Annotated in this window: 13 protein-coding genes; 6 read left to right on the top strand and 7 right to left on the bottom strand. The window is 70.3% G+C overall.

Translation table 11 applies throughout. The features are described from left to right. Together ADL12_RS26215 and ADL12_RS26210 are read right to left on the bottom strand one after the other, a co-directional pair. A partial coding sequence (locus ADL12_RS26215; RefSeq protein WP_062705748.1) for an ABC transporter permease occupies window positions 1–677 on the bottom strand: 677 nt, incomplete at its 3' end. Between the two features lie 9 nt (window positions 678–686). Next, window positions 687–1691 (bottom strand): ABC transporter substrate-binding protein, encoded by a 1005-nt coding sequence (locus ADL12_RS26210; protein WP_079052290.1) that lies wholly within the window; start codon window positions 1689–1691, stop codon window positions 687–689. A 102-nt stretch (window positions 1692–1793) separates the two neighbouring features. On the opposite strand from ADL12_RS26210, the gene ADL12_RS26205 reads away from it, so the two are divergent. Together ADL12_RS26205 and ADL12_RS26200 are read left to right on the top strand one after the other, a co-directional pair. Then, on the top strand, window positions 1794–2639 hold the full coding sequence (locus tag ADL12_RS26205) for an alpha/beta fold hydrolase (protein WP_062705746.1): 846 nt from the start codon (window positions 1794–1796) through the stop codon (window positions 2637–2639). After that, on the top strand, window positions 2636–3898 hold the full coding sequence (locus ADL12_RS26200; RefSeq protein ID WP_062705744.1) for a cytochrome P450: 1263 nt from the start codon (window positions 2636–2638) through the stop codon (window positions 3896–3898). The genes ADL12_RS26205 and ADL12_RS26200 overlap by 4 nt, the downstream gene beginning before the upstream one ends. Window positions 3899–3924: 26 nt before the next feature. Here ADL12_RS26200 and ADL12_RS26195 read toward each other — a convergent pair whose 3' ends face one another. The 3 genes from ADL12_RS26195 to ADL12_RS26185 form a co-directional block, all read right to left on the bottom strand. Next, window positions 3925–5115 carry a damage-control phosphatase ARMT1 family protein gene (locus ADL12_RS26195; RefSeq protein ID WP_062705742.1) on the bottom strand — a complete coding sequence of 397 codons (1191 nt, stop codon included), beginning with the start codon at window positions 5113–5115 and terminating at the stop codon, window positions 3925–3927. A 22-nt stretch (window positions 5116–5137) separates the two neighbouring features. Beyond that, entirely contained in the window at window positions 5138–5785 is a 648-nt protein-coding gene (locus ADL12_RS26190; RefSeq protein WP_062705740.1) for a ScbR family autoregulator-binding transcription factor, read from the bottom strand. 69 nt (window positions 5786–5854) lie between these two features. After that, on the bottom strand, window positions 5855–6820 hold the full coding sequence (locus ADL12_RS26185; protein ID WP_062705738.1) for a ScbA/BarX family gamma-butyrolactone biosynthesis protein: 966 nt from the start codon (window positions 6818–6820) through the stop codon (window positions 5855–5857). A 180-nt stretch (window positions 6821–7000) separates the two neighbouring features. On the opposite strand from ADL12_RS26185, the gene ADL12_RS26180 reads away from it, so the two are divergent. Continuing rightward, window positions 7001–7678 (top strand): ScbR family autoregulator-binding transcription factor, encoded by a 678-nt coding sequence (locus ADL12_RS26180; protein ID WP_062705736.1) that lies wholly within the window; start codon window positions 7001–7003, stop codon window positions 7676–7678. A gap of 218 nt (window positions 7679–7896) precedes the next feature. Here the strand turns inward: ADL12_RS26180 and ADL12_RS26175 are convergent, their stop codons facing one another. After that, window positions 7897–9705 (bottom strand): S8 family peptidase, encoded by a 1809-nt coding sequence (locus ADL12_RS26175; protein ID WP_062705728.1) that lies wholly within the window; start codon window positions 9703–9705, stop codon window positions 7897–7899. A gap of 377 nt (window positions 9706–10082) precedes the next feature. Between ADL12_RS26175 and ADL12_RS26170 the strand changes: the two genes are divergently transcribed. Further along, window positions 10083–11042: a lytic polysaccharide monooxygenase gene (locus tag ADL12_RS26170; protein WP_062705780.1), complete on the top strand. Its 960-nt coding sequence runs from the start codon at window positions 10083–10085 to the stop codon at window positions 11040–11042. 18 nt (window positions 11043–11060) lie between these two features. On the opposite strand, the gene ADL12_RS26165 is transcribed toward ADL12_RS26170, so the two are convergent. Further along, window positions 11061–11714: a hypothetical protein gene (locus tag ADL12_RS26165; protein WP_062705726.1), complete on the bottom strand. Its 654-nt coding sequence runs from the start codon at window positions 11712–11714 to the stop codon at window positions 11061–11063. A 672-nt stretch (window positions 11715–12386) separates the two neighbouring features. Here ADL12_RS26165 and ADL12_RS26160 point away from each other — a divergent pair. Beyond that, window positions 12387–13082, top strand: a complete 696-nt coding sequence (locus ADL12_RS26160) for a DUF6230 family protein (RefSeq protein WP_062705725.1) — start codon at window positions 12387–12389, stop codon at window positions 13080–13082. After that, window positions 13079–13519, top strand: coding sequence for a DUF6114 domain-containing protein (locus ADL12_RS26155; RefSeq protein ID WP_062705723.1), 441 nt, complete (start codon window positions 13079–13081; stop codon window positions 13517–13519). The genes ADL12_RS26160 and ADL12_RS26155 overlap by 4 nt, the downstream gene beginning before the upstream one ends. The last annotated feature ends 371 nt before the right edge of the window (window positions 13520–13890 follow it).

The following is a 13890-nucleotide window of genomic DNA, read 5'->3' as shown; positions in this document are numbered from 1 at the left end:
CCCGCCAGCACATCCCGTGTCCCGTCCGTGGCCAGACCCGCCTGGGCGATGAAGATGCCGAGGCCCTCTCCGAAGCCGGAGAGGATCTCCGTGGCCACGGCCAGGATGAGGGCGACCGCCGCCGAGATGCGGATGCCGGCGGCGATGAAGGGGGCCGTGCCCGGCAGTTCGACGCGGAGGAGGACGGCGAGGCGGCCGAAGCCGAAGGCGCGGAGGGTGTCCTTGGCCAGGTGGTCGGTCTCGCCGAGGCCGTAGACGGTGTTGAAGAGGATCGGCCAGACCGAGGCGTACGTCACCAGCGCGACCTTGGTCTCGGTGCCGGAGCCGAGGAGGAGGGAGACCAGGGGAATCAGCGCGACGGACGGCAGCGGCCGCAGGAACTCGACGATCGCGCGGACGGCGGCGTCGACGACCGGCACACTGCCGAGGACCAGGCCGACCGGAACGGCGATGGCACAGGCCAGGGCGAGCCCGAGCGCCCAGGCGCGCAGAGTGGCGGCGAGGCCGTCCAGGAAGACCGTGTCGCCCGCCAACTCCACGGCACGAGCGAGGACTTCGGAGGCGGGCGGGAGGTAGGTGCGCCGTACGAGACCGGCGCGGGAGACGGCCTCGCAGGCACCGAAGGCAAGCAGTACGCCCAAACTGCCCAGCAGGAGCTGCTCCTGACGCCCCTTCATGTCACCACGTCACTTGACCATCAGCGTCGCCGGGTCGATCGGCTTCTTCAGCATCCCCTGCTTTTCCATGAGGTCGGTGAGCCGGGTGAGCTGCGCGGCGTCCACAGTGGGCGGAAAGACGGGCAGATCGATGGACGCGGCCTGCTTCTCGGTCACCTTGGTGTACGTCGGCAGGATGTCGCGTACGACGGACGGGTCCTCTTCGGCGATCCGCACAGCCGCTTTGACGGCCCGCTGGAACGCGGCCAGCGTCTTGGCGTTCCCGTCGGCGTACTTGCTCGAGCTGATGTACCCGCTGAGGGGAATGGCCTCCACGGGAGCGGACGAGCCGTCGACGAGGACCCGGGCCTTCAACTCGTCCTGGATGGAACTGTCGTAGGGCTCGACCGCGTGCACGGCGTCGACCTGCCCCTTGTCCAGAGCCGCGCCCATCTGCGGGAAGGGAATCGCCCGGTAGACGGGGCGGCCGACGCCCTGTTTCTCCAGGATCTCGTCGAAGGTGAGCGACTGGACGTTGTTCAGGGTGTTGACCGCGAGCCTCTTGCCCTCGAGGTCGGCGACGGTCTTGATGTCCGAGTCCGCGGGCACCAGGACCTCCATCATCCGCGGCGCGGCCCTGATCGCCTCGGCGACGATCCGGACGTCGAGCGTGCCCTGCTCATGGGCCTGCAGATAGGTGACGTAGTTGGCACTCGCGACCATGTCGATCTGGCCCTTGGCCAGGGCCGGCAGCGCCTGGAGGCTCTGTTGGACCTGCTGGATGCGGACGTCGAGGCCCTCCTTCTCGAACAGGCCGCGGTCCCGCGCGATGTAGAGGGCGACGCAGTCGATCAGTGGCAGAGCGGCCACCGTGACGGTCTCCCGCCCCTCGGCACCGGACGAGGAGTCCCCGTCGTCGCCGCAGGCGGTGAGCGCCACCAGCATGAAGGTGACCGCGGCGGCCGCCGCTTTCCCCGTCGTCGCCTTCTCCGTCGCTGCTTTCCCCGTTCCCGAGCGCAATTGACGTAACGCCATGTCGACATGACTATCAAGCTTTTGTCATGATCACCACATACAGCATGCGAACAACGCCACGTCAATCTGCCGGTCTTCGCCGATATGCGCCACCTTGGTCGCATGACCTCCTTCACACTCCCGCACGAGCTGCACGGCGACGGGCCCCACAAGGTGTTCGCCGTGCACGGCTGGTTCGCCGACCGGTCCGCCTACGCACCCCTCCTCCCGGACCTCGACCGCACGGCCTTCACCTACGCCCTGGTCGACCTGCGGGGCTACGGCGGCGCCAAGGACGCCGTCGGTGCGTGTACGACCGCCGAAGCCGCTCTCGACCTGGTGGAACTCGCCGACCGGCTCGGCTGGGAGCGCTTCTCGGTGGTCGGCCACTCAATGGGCGGCGCGGTCGGACAGCGCCTCCTCACCGTCGCCCCGCACCGGCTGCGCAGGCTGGTCGGGGTCTCGCCGGTTCCGGCCTCGGGGCTGGCGCTGCCGCCGGAACAGTGGGAACTGTTCGCGGACGCGGCGCACCAGCCGGAGAACCGGCGCGCCATCATCGACATCACCACCGGTGGGCGCCGCCCGGCCGCCTGGCTCGATCGCATGGTCGCCCGGTCGCTCGCCGTCAGCGACCAGAAGGAGTTCCGCGCCTGGCTGGACTCCTGGGCCCGGGAGGACTTCCACACGCAGGTCGAGGGCTCCCTGGTACCCGCGCTCGCCGTGGCAGGCGCCCTCGACCCGGCCCTGTCCGCCGACCTGCTCCGCCGGACGTGGATGACCTGGTACCCCCGCGCCGAGCTGCACGAACTCCCCTCCGCTGGCCTCCCCCACTCTCGGCTTCGCTCGAGCGGGGGGACCCCCATCGCCATGGACGAGACCCCACTGGAGCTGATCCGCGTGGTCGAGGACTTCCTGCGCGCGGACGGCGCGGGCGAGGTGGCCGGCGCGAACGAAGGCGAGGGGGCGTGACGGTCCACGACGCTCCCTCCGTCCCCGACGTCTTCGACCCCCGGCAGTACGCCACCGGCGTGCCCTACGACGCCTACCGCATCCTGCGCGAGCACCACCCGGTGGCCCGGCAGGACGAACCCGAGGTGCTGGGCTGGCCGGCCGGGCCCGGGTTCTGGGCGGTGACCCGGCACGCGGACGTGGTGCGCGTACTCAAGGACTCGGCGACGTACTCCTCGTACATCGGCGCGACCCAGATCCGCGACCCGGACCCGGACGATCTGCCGTTCATCCGCCGCATGATGCTCAATCAGGATCCGCCGGGGCACGGGCGCTTGCGGCGGCTGATCAGCCGGGCCTTCACGCCCGGCCGCATCGACCGTTTCACCGCGGTCGCGCAGGAACGGGCCCGAACGCTCCTCACGCGCGCCCTGGACGAGGCCCGTGCCTCGGACGGCACCGTCGACCTGGTCTCCGCCGTCACCGACGACTACGCCCTGCTCAACCTCGCCGACCTGCTCGGTGTGCCGGAGGCCGATCGCAAGCTGCTGCTGCACTGGACGCAGCGGGTGATCGGGTACCAGGACCCGGACGAGGCGGGTGCCCCGGTGTTGGACGCCACGGGCAGGCCCGTCAATCCGCGGTCGCCCGCGATGCTGGCGGACATGTTCGGGTACGCCCAGCAACTGGCCGCGCACAAGCGGCGCTACCCCGACGACGACGTCATGACCACCCTGGCACACGACGCCGAACTCTCCCGCGCCGAGCTGGGGATGTTCTTCTTCCTGCTCACCGTCGCCGGCAACGACACCGTCCGCAGCGCGGCACCCGGCGGCCTGCTGGCGCTGGCGGAGCACCCGGAGGCCTGCGAGCGCCTACGGAGCGGACGCGTCGAACTGCCCTCCGTCGTCGACGAGTTGCTCCGCTGGCACCCGCCCGTCCTCACGTTCCGCCGCACCGCCGCCCAGGACACCGAGCTGGCGGGCCGGCGCATCCGCGCGGGCGACAAGGTGGTCGTCTTCCATGCCTCCGCCAACCGCGACGGACGGGTCTTCAGCGACCCGGACCGGCTGGACCTGTCCCGCGCCCCGAATCCGCACGTCTCCTTCGGTGACGGCCCGCACGTCTGCCTGGGCGCGCACTTCGCGCGGCTGCAGCTGCGGGTCCTCTACCGGGAGGCCCTGCGGGTACTGCCGACCTTGCGGACGGCGGGGCCGCCGAGGCGACTGGTGTCGAACTTCATCAACGGCCTCAAGTCACTGCCCGTGCAGATCACTTGATGGCTGCCCAGCGAACGGGGCGGTCGTCACGTCCGTACCTGGATCAGCGCATGCGTCCCGCCGGTCCGCCACTTCTGCCCCTCCGCCGCCACCAGCGCCGCCTCCGTGCGGGCGTCCAGGCCGGTGATCACGTCGGACTTCAGGGTGCGCAGGGCGGCGACCGGGCCGGGGAAGTGGGCGGTCACGGCGGTGAACGGCGTCGTCGGCGGCCAGAGTCGGTCGCCGACGAGGCGGCGGTAGTTGAGGTCGCCCTTGACGAGGGTGAGGGTGGCAGCGGCGAGCTCCTCGCGCAGGTCGCCGGGCATGTCCGCGTACGACAGCGGGGCGGCGGCGAAGGGGTGGGCGCGGACGGTGAGGCGGCCGTCCGTCATGGCCGACCAGAGCACGCGGCCGTACGTCGCGGCCGCGCCCGGAGCCTTTGTCAGCCGACGCAGGGCGTCGAGCACGTCGGCGTGCGTGGCGTCGGAGACGTAGTAGGGGTACGGCTTGACGTGGAGGAGTGCCCGTCCGACGCGCCCCTGGGTGAGGAGGCGGGCGATGAGGAGCAGGTCGGGGACGAGTTCGCGGCCCGCGTTGTCGGCGATCAGGCACAGGGTGGCCGAGCCGGAGTGCGGGAGCAGGGACCAGAGGGTCTCGCTGTCGTCGGCCACGAGGGGCGGGGTCTTTGAGGTTGCTGCCTCGCCCTGCGCGGCCGACATACGGAATCCGAGGTCCGCGCGGTTGCCCCACAGCGAGCCGTGCAGCAGCGCCCGGTCCTGCTCGTCGGCGGGCCGGTCAGCGAGGGCGTCGAGGGCTGCGAGTTCCTCGTCCGTCTCGGGGGAGTCTAGTTCGGCCAGTTTGGAGGGCCGGAAGGGGTCGATGCCCTGCCAGGGGCCCGGGGTGAAGTAGCCGACTGCTTCGAGGAGTTGGCGGTAGAAGTAGCTCTCCGACCACAGCCACGGTACGTCGAACCAGGTCCGGCCGGTGCAGGCGTCGGCGCCCCATGACGCCCAGTGTTCCCCGTCGTACGCGTCGGCGGGGAGCGGTTCGATCACGCCCTTGGTGCAGCTCGCGAGGAGCGCGTCCAGCGCGCGGTGCTGCTGGGGGGCGTACGGGAAGGACTCCCGTACCTGCCGGATGATCGCGGGGTGCCGCTCGGCGAGCACGCTGTGCGGGAACGAGCCGGGCTCGTTGCCGAGGAGCACGGGCGCGAGGGGGGTGTCGGACCTGTCGGGCATGCGGCTCACGGTATCGCGCCTGTCATACGGCTCTGAGCTCCCGCTCCAGCTGTGTCGCGAGCGCGAGATAGCGGGCCCGGCGGGGTACCGGGACCAGACCGCGGATCATGAAGTGCCACATCTCGGCCACCCTGCGGGACTGGCGTGCGACGGGTTCGAGGGAGCGGCCGACGACGCGGGTGCCGACGAAGAAGCAGACGAGGGAGTGCGCCGCGGCCTCGACGTCGACGTCCGGGTGGATGTCGGACTCCTTGGCGGCGCCGAGGAGTTTGCGGGTGGTGATGTCCAGCAGCTCGGTGAAGGGGTGCCGCAGGGGCGGCCGTATCACCACTCCCCCCGTGGCGAGGCGCAGGCCGGCCCGGGGTATCGGCCCTTCGACGGACAGGCGCGTGATGCCGAACGTCGTGCGTATCAGGGCCTCCAGCGAGGAGGAGGCCCGGGCGTCCATCTCGGTCGCCATCTGCCGGGAGGCTCTGGACTGGAGCTCCATGATGGCCTGGGCGAGATCCTCCTTCGCCGCGAAGTGGAAGTACAGGGCACCCTTGGTGACTTGGGCGTGCTCGACGATGTCGCTGAGGCTGGTCGATTCATAGCCGTGACGGTCGAACAGTTCGGCGGCGGCTGTGAGGATCGTGGTGCGGGTCTGTTCGGCGCGTAACTGCCTCACCATCGCTGGACACTCCTGGGACGGAAAAGAACGGGTCATGCCGTTTGTTTCTTACTCTCCGCACACGATATCTCACCACCCCTCGGTTCCCACCTCGCACTCGAAAACCGTCGACTCTCCCTGCCCTCCCCGGACTTGGAGGCCGGTGCCGCTCGCGCCCTCCCTGTCGACCGCCCTGTCAACCGCCCTGTAGACCGCTTCGATCCAGGTGAGCTGGTCGAGTTCGGCGTACTGATGGAAGACGGCGCGGAACGAAACGGGCCGCCGTCGGCCGTTCGGCGCGCAGGCCCGTGCGGCCTGGCGGGCGGCCTCCAGCAGCAGCATTCCGGGCACGTGATCAAGTGGATGGTCGAAGAAAACAGCATGCGCGGTATCGACTCGCAGCCGCCAGCGGCCGGGACGGTCGGCGGGGGCGAGGACGACGTCCGCGGGCAGGGCGCGGTCCACCTCGGCGGGCGGCAGACCGGGCGGGACGGACAGGGCGGACACGGTGGTCGCGGTGCGGCCGCCGCGCAGTCGGCGGTAGACCGCTTCGTTTGTCCAGGTGACGGCGATGTGCCCGGTCGCGACGCGTTCGCCGCCGAGCCGTATGTCCGCGTCGTAGCGGAATCCGGCCGGGCGGCGGCCGCGGTGGTCGACGTCGGAGACGGTGATGTCCAGGACGGGTTCGGCGGGCGCGGCGCCGACCGCGAGAAGCTCGGGGCGCGTGGTGATCCGCAGTTCCCTGAGCACGAACTGGTGGCCCAGGGGGACGCCGTAGGCGGTGTGCGCGAGGAGCGCGCCGGCCTGCCGGACGGTCTCCGCGACCAGCAGCGGTTCGTACGCCGACCGGTCCGGCGACACGTGTAACTGATGAGCGCGCGGCCATTGGGCCCAGACGGTGAACCGGTCGGTATCGGTGCTGGTCGCCCCGGTGAGAAACGTTTCAGCGACGGAGGCTCGGTGGACGAGCTGACGCGGTACGGTGGCGGTCAGGCCGTTCGGTGCCGTCGGGGTCTCGGCGAGCAGGGTCGTGGCGAATCGCTGCGGATGAGGCATGTCCCCTCCTTGGGTACCCCCGTATGTGCAGGACAGACGGCGAGGTGCCCGTGCCGCGAGCGTTAGAGTACGAGGCGACCGGTTTGTTTTCAATGCGGCCTTGAGTCGTCCGACCGTGCCCGAACCCGCTCCGGCGCACGCCGGGCGCAGAGGTCGACTCGGCGCAGCGGAGGGGCTGTTATGGCGAGGCAGGAGCGCGCCATCAGAACGCGGAAGGTCATCCTGGAGGCCGCGGGCGCGGTCTTCGACGAGCACGGGTACACCGCGACGACGATCGCGATGGTCCTGGATCGGGCCGCGGTGACCAAGGGGGCCCTGTATTTCCACTTCCCCTCGAAGGAATCCCTGGCCCAGGCCGTGCTGGACGAGCAGTTGTCGCTCGGGGCGGTGCCGCCGCAGCCGTGCAAGCTGCAGGAACTCGTCGACATCACCTTCGTGTTCGGGCAGCGGCTGCTCAGCAACTCCCTGCTCAAGGGCAGTGTGCGGCTGGCGGTGGACCAGTGCGCGCCGCCCGGTGTCGATCACTCCGGGCCGTTCAGGCAGTGGGCGGACCATCTGGTCGTGATACTCGAACGAGCCCGTGAACAGGGCGAGTTGCTGCCCACCGTGCAGCCCAGGCAGACGGTGGAGATGCTGGTCGGCGCGTTCGCGGGAATCCAGCTGATGTCCCGGGCGCTGAACGACCGCAACGATCTGGCGGAGCGGATCTCGGTCCTGTGGGGACACCTCCTGCCGAGCATCGCGCTACCGGGCCTGCTGACCGGCATCGACCGGGAGCCGGATCGCGGGGTGCGTGTTCTGGCGGCCCTCGAAGCCGCGGACGTGGAACCGGTCGCCATGGACCTGTCCGCACGCTGAGTACACGGCACCGACCGGATCGACGGTTTCCGCCGGGCCGGTCGGTGGCCGAAACGCTCTCCACGTACGTACGACGGGCCGGCCGATGCCCCATCCGCACCGGCCGGCCCGCCCGCTTGTGGTACGCACCCGCTCAGGGCACGCGTTCAGTTGTCGGTCGCGACTGTCGTCCGCGTCCGCTCAGAAAGTCGGCGTCCGCTCAGAAGGTCGGCGTCCGCTCAGAAGGTCAGCTTCCAGCTGTTGAGCGTGCCCGTGTCCTGGGCCGCCGTGTCCTGGACGCGCAGCTTCCAGGTGCCGTTGGCCGTCTCGCTGGAGGCGTTCACCGTGTAGGTGGCGTTGACGTTGTCCGCGGAGTCCGAGGAGCTGGCGGACTTCAGGCGGTACGTCGAACCGTCCGGGGCGACCAGGTCGATGACCAGGTCACCGCGCCAGGTGTGGGTGATGTCCACGCCGACCTGGAGGGCCGAGGGGGCGTTGCCGGTGCGGCCGCTGACGGCGATCGAGGACTCGATCGCGGCGCCGTTGTCCGGGATGGAGACGGCGGAGGTGCTGGTGTAGGTGGTGCCCCCCGTGGAGCCGCCGGAGCCGCTCACCGCCTGCACCGTCTTGGCCGCGTCCGCCAGGCCGGCGCCACAGCCGCCCGAGCAAGTACCGGGCAGAGCACGCGAGTTGGTCTTGATCGCGGACTCGATCTGCGCCGGGGTCAGTGACGCGTTGGCCGACTTCATCAGCGCGGCCAGGCCCGCGATGTGCGGGGCGGCCATGCTGGTGCCCTGGTAGTACTTGTACGTCTCGCTCGACGGGCCCTGCGTGCCGGTGTTCAGCGTGGACAGGATGCCGTTCGCCGTGGTGGTACGGGTCTCGCCGCCAGGAGCCGCGATGTCCACGATCGAGCCGAAGTTGGAGTAGTAGGCCTTGGAGCCGGAGCGGCCCAGCGCGGCCACCGTGATGACGTTGTTGCAGTTCGCCGGCGAGGAGTTGGAGGCGTTCTGGTTCTCGTTGCCCGCCGCGACGACCACCGTGGTGCCGCGGTTCACCGCGGCGTTGATGGCGCTCTGGGTCGCGGAGGAGCAGGCGCCGCCACCGCCGAGGCTCATGTTGATGACCTTGGCGACGTTGGTGTTCGCGGGGACGCCGGAGACCGTACCGCCGGACGCCCAGGTGATGGCGTCGATGATGTCGGAGTCGTAGCCGCCGCACTGGCCGAGGACGCGCAGCGGGGAGACCTTCGCGCCGTACGCGATGCCCGCGACGCCCTTGCTGTTGTTGGTGACCGCGGCGATGGTGCCCGCGACGTGGGTGCCGTGCCAGGAGGACGTGGTGGCCGTCCAGTCGGTGCTGCACTGGCCGTCGGTGGTCCAGTCGCCCGTGTCGGCCGGGTTGCTGTCGCGTCCGTTGCCGTCGTTGGAGACCGCGGTGTCGGAGATGAAGTCGTAGCCGCCGACGATGTTGGCACCGAGGTCGGAGTGGGTGACGTAACCCGTGTCGATGACGGCGACGGTCACCCCGCTGCCGGTGGTGACGTCCCAGGCGCCCGGCACGTTCATGCCCGCGGTGGTCTCGAAGAGGTCCCACTGCTTGCTGTACTCGGTGTCGTTGGGGGTGGCCAGCGGCTTGTTGAGCCGGTCCGGTACGACGTAGGCGACCTGCGGGTCCGCCTGGTACTCGGCGACGACGTCGGCGACGTCGGTCCGGGTGAGGTTCTCGCCCAGGTCGACGAGGGCGGCGCCGGAGCCGAGGCGGCGCTGGAAGTCGACGGCCTCGCCGGCCTCCTTGCCCTTGGCGGCGGCGTCGGCCTCGGCGGCCTTGTTCGACTTGGCCTCGGCGGCGCCGGACTTGTAGCCGACGATGAGGCGCTCGGCCGGGGTGCCGGGGGCGGCCTCGGTCTGGGCCGCCGGGACGGGGGCGGCGGCCTGCGGGGCGGCGGTGTCCTGGGCCACGGCGACGGTGGTGGCGGCCGTGAAGAGCGCGGCGGAGACCGCGGCGACGGATATCAGCTTCCGTCTGAGGGGTGCAGAGGTACGCAAGAGCTTGCCTTTCGTGGGCCGGCCGTACTCCGGGCAGCGCGGAGCGGCGGTCGAATTCGCTTCGTCGTCGAAGCGGCGGGGGGTGTATCGAAAGTGCGTTAGTGCGTTGCAGGGGCGCGGCGGCCGGCCAGGCGCGAGCTGCGACCCGTTCGGGGTTACCTGTGGGTCAGCTGTGGTCGAACGATAGGCAAAGAGAAGGTCATTGGGATACAGGGGAAACCCTCGATCCGGCTGGAAACCCACCCTCTACGTCGGACAGTCGACCGGTAATGACGGACTTCGCCCGACTCGTCACGCACTGAACGCGCCGGGCCGGTTTCCCGTACTGGACGAGGACCCTTCCCGCGCCGGCCGAGGAGACGTTCCGGATGTCCCGGATGCCCTGGATGAGATCGCACCGCACCGCCCTGGCGGCCACCGCCGTCACGCCTTTGCTGCTCACGGTGTGGGCGGCGGGCCCGGCCCATGCGCACGGTGCGCCGACGGATCCGGTCAGCCGGGTGTACGGCTGCTCCCCCGACGGCGGCAGCGCGTCCCGGTCGGCTGCCTGCCGGGCGGCGGTCGCGTCGAACGGCGCGCCCTTCACCGCCTGGGACAACCTTCGGATCGCGAACGTGAACGGCAGGGACCGGCAGGTCGTCCCCGACGGGCAGCTGTGCAGCGGCGGGCTGCCGGCCTACCGGGGCCTCGACCTCGCCCGCGCCGACTGGCCGTCGACCCGGTACACGCCGGGTTCCACTCTGACCATGCGGTACGTCTCGACGATCCCGCACACCGGCACCTTCAAGCTCTACCTCACCGAGCCCGGCTACGACCCGACGAAGCCGCTGTCCTGGTCCGACCTCCCGGAGAAGCCCTTCGCGGAGGTGAAGGATCCCGCATTGGCGGACGGGGCGTACCGGATCAGGGCGACGCTGCCGTCCGACCGCGCCGGGCGCCATGTGCTGTACACGATCTGGCAGAACAGCAGTACGCCGGACACCTACTACTCCTGCTCGGATGTGGTGTTCCCGGCCGAACAGGACAGCGGCGCCGAGGAGAGCGGTGGTGAGAGCACGGCTTCCACCGCCGCGAACGCGGACCGCGACAACGGTCGTACGCCCGCCGGTTCCTCGCCGGCGGCCGAGCCGCGCAAGACCGTCTCACCGACGCCTTCCGCCCCGGCCGACGGCGAGACCCAGCGCAGGCAGAACGCCGCCGCGCCCGACAGCACGCCGGTGGCCGCCACCGGCGGCCCCGGTTCGGGGCCCTCGACGCCGCTGCTCGCGGGCGGCGCCGCCACGGTGCTGGTACTCACCGGGGGCGCCGCCCTTGCGCTGCGACTGCGCAGGAGGTGAACTCCTGCACGGCTGACGTCAGTTGACGTACACCGCCTCGCCACCGCCAGTCACCGGGGCGTACTTGGCGGTGAAGTAGCCGTTGGCGAAGCAGAGGGACGAGCCGGAGACCTTGGTGAACTGCGCGCTGGTGAAGTTGATGGTGTTGTCGTCGTTGCTCGCCGTGCCGGACAGGCTGGGGGCCTGGTAGACGCAGTTGATGCTGCCCAGCAGGGTCCGCAGGACGACCGTTGTCTGGATGGCGGAGCCCTCGGCCGGGGTGACGGTGACGGTGCCGTCGGAGGCCACGGCGGCGCTGTACGGCAGGTTGTTGACCGTGATGCCGGTGACGCCGAGCACGCCGACCACATTGGTGGTGCAGCTGGCGGGATCGAAGGTCTGTGCGGAGACCGACTCCGTCGCGGTGCCGGGCGCGCCGGGATTGTCCGTCACGGTGGCCGTGAACTGCGACGACGTGCAGGAGATGCCGCTCGTACCGGTCGCGCTGGAGTAGAACGTGGCGGCGGTGCCGCTCGCCAGCGGCGCGGTGAGAACCTCGCCGACCGGGACGGCCGTACCGCCGACGGAGCCGGTGGTGAGAACGGCGCCGTCGGCCGCGGACGCCGGGGCAGCCATGGGGAGGGTGAGGGCGGCGACGGTGCCGGCGAGGGTGAGGAGAGTGCGCGTACGCATGCGGGTGTACCTCGGCTTTCGTTGCGGGGGTGTGCCCTGAGGGCGACTGCGCGGCTCAGGGGATCGGGGGTTCGGAGGGTTTCGGGGGTGGGGGCTCTCGAGTCGGTGTGTGCCGTTGCCGGTCTGTGACGCCTTCTCCGTACATCACGGACCGGCAACGGCAGCCCGACCGGTGACCGCCCGGAGACCGTGGGGAGGGCTCCGGGCGGACCGGGCGGGGGCGTCCGGCACGGACCGAGGGGGGAAGCGACCGTGACGGCGCCGTGGAGTGATCTCGAGAAAATGTGAAGGACATCAGGTCCGGGAACGCGGGCCAAGGCCACGCGACGGCAGATCCGGCGCCACGGATCCAGGGGGGAGCCAGGGCAAGTTGTAGACCTGAGTGTCAGTCAACGTCAAGGAGTTGCAAGGGAGTTGATGCTTGCGCACGAGCCTTCCGCGGCCACGAGGACTCCTCGACCCACAGGTGGCACACAATCAACACCCTTTTTCCATAAGTGCCTTGACCCTCGCCTGTAACCACCGGTAACTTCCCGGCTGGCTACTGCGGAGTACGAGAAAGCCCTTGCACCCGCCGGGAGTTGCGAGGAGCCGTGCGCCGTGGACGCTGTCCGCGCCAGGACAACGTGCCGCTGATGCCCTACCCGCACTTTCATGCACCTGGGAGCAGTTATGGCCTCGTCCTCGGACATCACCTCGTCCGCCGACAACATCCCCGAGAACCCGGAAAGCGGTTCCGGGTCCGAAGCGTCCGACACCACCGACGCCCCCGCCAGACGCGGGCGGGTCCGGGCGCGCCGGGCCGCCGTGATGGCGGTGCCGGCCACCCTCGTCGCCGGCGCCCTCGCGGTCCTCACCGCCGAAGGCGCGCTGGGCGTGCAGTTCGCCATCTCCGGCATGCCCTTCACGGTCACCGCGACCGAGCTCAACGGCACCGGGTTCGAGCAGTTCGGCGGCCTCGACAGCATGGCGCCGGGCAGCCCCAACGAAGGGGACACGGGCGGCCAGGTGCTGGTCGTCACGTCCGCTATCAAGAACGCGACGCTCACGAAGCTGTGCCAGAGCGTCGACCTCGGCGGCACGAATCTGCTCATCACCGCGGGCGGCGGGGCGGAGAAGGTGTCCGCGACCGATCTGACCACCGACTCGACCGAGCTGTCGGGTGACGCGGCGTTCGGCAACATCGAGATCGGCAACGACGCGAGTACGTTGACCAAGGCCGGAGTGAAGGGGCCGATCGGTGTCTTCAGTCAGCAGGCGGACACCGTGCGCATCGCCAACCTGCGGCAGACCAACTACGCGACGACTGCCGGGGTGTTCAGGCTTCCGGGTCTGAAACTGCGCTTCAGCAGCACGGGTTGCCCATGAGCGAGCGTTCGGGTTTCCGGTCGGCCTTCCGTCGTTGGCGGGCCGACCGGCCGTTCTGGGGCGGGCTGTTGCTCGCGTTGGGCGGGGCGGAGATTCTGCTCACGATGAAGGCGTCCATGAAGGTCGTTCTTCATGTCGGGATGCAGGGGCTGGCGGGGTATTTGCTGCCCGCTCTGATGGTGCTGCTCGGGCTGCTGGTCTTGTTCAATCCGGTGCAGCGGCTCTTCTATTCGATCACCGGGGTTCTGGTCACCCTGGGTACCTGGCCCACGTCGAATCTGGGCGGGTTCTTCGTGGGACTTCTGCTGGGTGTTGTCGGTAGCTCACTTGCGTTCGGGTGGCTTCCGGATCAGGCGCCGCGGGGGCGCCGGCGGCAGCGGGGGCGGGAGGAGGGGGTTGCTGCGGCGGGCGCTCAGGAGGCTGGGGAGCCCGCCTGAACCGTATCGCCGGAGCGCCATAGGGGGCAGAGCAGTTCGGCGGGTGCGGGTGTGTGGGGGCTGGTCGCGCCCACGCGGCGGAGCCGCATATCGATACAGCCCCGCGCCCCTGGGTGGGCATGCCGGCCGTCGGCTGTTCAGCGCCCCGGGTTGGCGTGCCGGCCCACCGGCCTCCAGCGCCTCAGGGTTGACCTGCCCACCCGCCCAACCTCCCAGCGCCCCAGGGTTGACCGGCCAACTCGCCAGCCTCCCAACGTCCAGGGTTGACCGGCCAACTCGCCAGCCTCCCAACGTCCCAGGGTTGACCGGCCAACTCGCCAGCCTCCCAACGTCCCAGGGCTGGCCCCCCACCCGCCAACCTCCCAGCGCCC

The sequence above is a fragment of the Streptomyces regalis genome (genome assembly GCF_001509475.1).
In the GTDB taxonomy this organism is placed as follows: domain Bacteria; phylum Actinomycetota; class Actinomycetes; order Streptomycetales; family Streptomycetaceae; genus Streptomyces; species Streptomyces regalis.
Note: the sequence above shows the minus strand (reverse complement) of the source record. Positions and strands in the feature narration are given on the sequence as shown.

Bases quoted from the DNA above. Each gene is read 5' to 3' on its own strand.
- ADL12_RS26210 (WP_079052290.1), bottom strand. From the start codon at position 1,691: ATGGCGTTACGTCAATTGCGCTCGGGAACGGGGAAAGCAGCGACGGAG.
- ADL12_RS26205 (WP_062705746.1), top strand. From the start codon at position 1,794: ATGACCTCCTTCACACTCCCGCACGAGCTGCACGGCGACGGGCCCCAC.
- ADL12_RS26195 (WP_062705742.1), bottom strand. From the start codon at position 5,115: ATGCCCGACAGGTCCGACACCCCCCTCGCGCCCGTGCTCCTCGGCAAC.
- ADL12_RS26190 (WP_062705740.1), bottom strand. From the start codon at position 5,785: ATGGTGAGGCAGTTACGCGCCGAACAGACCCGCACCACGATCCTCACA.
- ADL12_RS26185 (WP_062705738.1), bottom strand. From the start codon at position 6,820: ATGCCTCATCCGCAGCGATTCGCCACGACCCTGCTCGCCGAGACCCCG.
- ADL12_RS26180 (WP_062705736.1), top strand. From the start codon at position 7,001: ATGGCGAGGCAGGAGCGCGCCATCAGAACGCGGAAGGTCATCCTGGAG.
- ADL12_RS26170 (WP_062705780.1), top strand. From the start codon at position 10,083: ATGCCCTGGATGAGATCGCACCGCACCGCCCTGGCGGCCACCGCCGTC.
- ADL12_RS26165 (WP_062705726.1), bottom strand. From the start codon at position 11,714: ATGCGTACGCGCACTCTCCTCACCCTCGCCGGCACCGTCGCCGCCCTC.
- ADL12_RS26160 (WP_062705725.1), top strand. From the start codon at position 12,387: ATGGCCTCGTCCTCGGACATCACCTCGTCCGCCGACAACATCCCCGAG.
- ADL12_RS26155 (WP_062705723.1), top strand. From the start codon at position 13,079: ATGAGCGAGCGTTCGGGTTTCCGGTCGGCCTTCCGTCGTTGGCGGGCC.